General features: G+C 66.3%; 2 protein-coding genes. Both read left to right on the top strand.

Going from position 1 to position 1,805, the window contains the following annotated elements; genetic code table 11:
- A partial coding sequence (locus tag N5D53_RS27460) for a phosphopantetheine-binding protein (protein ID WP_279841126.1) occupies window positions 1-466 on the top strand: 466 nt, incomplete at its 5' end.
- Window positions 466-1,805: condensation domain-containing protein (locus N5D53_RS27455; protein WP_274142678.1), on the top strand; the 1,340-nt coding region annotated here is incomplete at its 3' end. The genes N5D53_RS27460 and N5D53_RS27455, both read left to right, overlap by 1 nt.

Genomic DNA, 1,805 nt, shown 5'->3' with positions numbered 1-1,805 from the left:
GGCCGCCGATTGGCAGGCGCAACTGGCCGAGCACCTACGCCGTGGCCTGCCGGACTACATGGTGCCGAACCAGTGGCTGGCACTGGACAGCCTGCCGCTGTCGCCCAATGGCAAGCTCGACCGCAAGGCATTGCCCGCCGTGGATGCCGCGCAATCGCAGCGTGCCTATGTGGCGCCGCAGAGTGAACTGGAACAACAGGTCGCGGCGATCTGGGCGCAGGTCCTCGGGCTTGAACGAGTCGGCCTGACTGACAACTTCTTCGAACTGGGCGGGCATTCCCTGCTGGTGATCAATATCGTGTCGCGTATTCAACTCGAACTGGGGCTGAAGCTGGTCCCGCAACTGCTGTTCCAATACCCGGTGCTTGGTGCTCTGGTGGCGCAACTGCAAGCCACCGGCGCACAGGTGCAGGATTCGACCCTGAGCCGTCTGGAAGACCTGCTCGACGACATGGAGGGGCTGTGATGGACAGCACCGTTGCCGCGCGGATCGCTCGCCGCTTCATCACCTTGCCACTGGACAAGCGTGCCCTGTACCTGGAGAAGATGCTGGCCGAGGGCGTGTCCCCGGCCAACCTGCCGATCCCCGAGGTGCAGTCGGCCTTCGAGCAACTGCCGCTGTCCTTCGCCCAGGAGCGCCAGTGGTTCCTCTGGCAGCTGGAGCCGCACAGCAGTGCCTATCACATCCCCATGGCCCTGCGTCTGCGCGGCCGGCTGGATCGCCAGGCGCTGCAAGGTGCCTTCGAGCGGTTGGTGGAGCGGCATCAGACGCTGCGCACCCGTTTCGTCTTCGACCAGACGCGCCCATTGCAGGTGATCGACCCCGTGGCCGGGTTGGCCATCGCCCATGAGGTGGTCGGGCCGCTGGACCTGGCACAACTGGAGGCCCGGGTGGCCGAGGAAACCCGTCAGCCGTTCGACCTCGAGGCGGGGCCGCTGCTGCGGGTCCGTCTGCTGGAGCTGGCGCCCGACGACCAGGTGCTGGTGCTGACTCAGCACCATATCGTTTCCGATGGCGTGTCGATGCAGGTGATGGTCGGCGAGCTGATCGCCCTGTATGCCGGCTTGAGCCTCGGCCAGGCGCCGACCCTGGCGCCGCTGCCGATCCAGTATGCCGACTATGCCCTGTGGCAGCGCCACTGGATGGAGGCGGGCGAGCGTGATCGCCAGCTGGCCTACTGGACCGAGCGCCTGGGCGCGCAGCAACCGGTGCTGGAACTGCCGCTGGATCACTCGCGGCCGGCGCAGCCCAGCTACCGTGGCGCGCGTTGCAACCTGCAACTGCCGGCGGCCTTGAGTCATGACCTGCAAGCCCTGGCCCGGGCCGAGGGTGGCACCTTGTTCATGCTGCTGCTGGCGGCATTCCACGCGTTGTTGCACCGCTACAGCGGCCAGGACGATATCCGCATCGGGGTGCCCAGCGCCAACCGCAACCGGGTCGAGACCGAAGGGCTGATCGGTTATTTCGTCAACACTCAGGTGATTCGTGCCCAGGTCGCTGGCGAGCAGCCCTTCGTCGAATTGTTGCGCCAGGTGCGCCAGCACGCGTTGGATGCCCAGGCCTATCAGGAGCTGCCGTTCGAGCAACTGGTCGAGGCCCTGGCGCCGGAGCGCACCCTGGGGCTCAATCCGCTGTTCCAGGTGATGTTCAACCATCAAGCGGCCGGCCGTGGCGGGGCGACCAGCGCGCGCCTGGGCGACCTGCAGATCGAAGGCGTGGACAGTGTTACCGAAGTGGCTCAACTGGACCTGACCCTGGAGACCCGCGAATCGCCAGAGGGATTGGAGGCGTCGTTCATCTATGC

The sequence above is a fragment of the Pseudomonas sp. GD03862 genome (genome assembly GCF_029840855.1).
In the GTDB taxonomy this organism is placed as follows: Bacteria; Pseudomonadota; Gammaproteobacteria; order Pseudomonadales; family Pseudomonadaceae; genus Aquipseudomonas; species Aquipseudomonas alloputida.
Note: the sequence above shows the minus strand (reverse complement) of the source record. Positions and strands in the feature narration are given on the sequence as shown.